1 protein-coding gene and 1 pseudogene are annotated in these 730 nt (G+C 37.3%); both read left to right on the top strand.

The window, feature by feature from the left end; genetic code table 11:
- Positions 1 to 4: 4 nt before the first annotated feature.
- Positions 5 to 157 (top strand): hypothetical protein, encoded by a 153-nt coding sequence (locus ACS8FD_RS20280; protein ID WP_439277189.1) that lies wholly within the window; start codon positions 5 to 7, stop codon positions 155 to 157.
- A 267-nt stretch (positions 158 to 424) separates the two neighbouring features.
- Positions 425 to 730 (top strand): annotated as a pseudogene (locus ACS8FD_RS20275) (sodium-dependent transporter); the annotation flags it as partial.

Raw genomic sequence — 730 nt, 5'->3', positions numbered from 1 at the left:
AGATATGTTGCGACAAGCATACGTGACGATTTTTAGATCTGGATTAACCACCGTTCAGGCACTCAAAATTCTGCAAGAGGATTTATTGCCAAAAGAACCCAAAATCCAGTTGCTTATTGATTCTTTACAGTATAGTAAACGAGGTGTGGTGCGCTAAGACTCTTTTAATACAAACTCTCCATTCTCTGTATTCTTCTCTATTAATATCGATAGACAAAAAGCCATAACTAAATGTTATGGCTTTTTATGTCTATGAGTACTTGACTTTTTGTAATGTTTAGCAGACACTTTCTAAAGATGTTCAGTAAGATTATAGTAACCTATTTTAATTAAAAAATAATGTATAACATCTTTTTTGCTAATTTAGCTATCTCTTGGTTTATGAAGTTTGAGTAGCTTATCATTGTAGTGTTAGGAGGAATATATGGCAGAACCAAGAGAGAATTGGTCGAGTAGGACTGGTTTCATCATAGCAGCTGTCGGTTCGGCAGTAGGGCTAGGTAACATATGGCGTTTCCCTTATGTGGCTTATGATAACGGTGGTGGGGCATTTATGGTGCCTTACCTTATTGCTTTATTAACAGCAGGTATTCCGCTGTTGTTTTTAGATTATATTATAGGACATAAGTATCGCGCTGCCGCGCCACGTGCATACAAGAAAATGGTGAAATCTGCCCAGTTTGTGGGCTGGTGGCAGACGCTTGTCTCTTTTATCATTGCTATTTATTAT

It is taken from the genome of Psychrobacter sp. 1U2 (genome assembly GCF_051847575.1).
The sequence above is the reverse complement of the archived record's forward strand: the minus strand, read 5'-3'. Positions and strand labels throughout refer to the sequence as shown.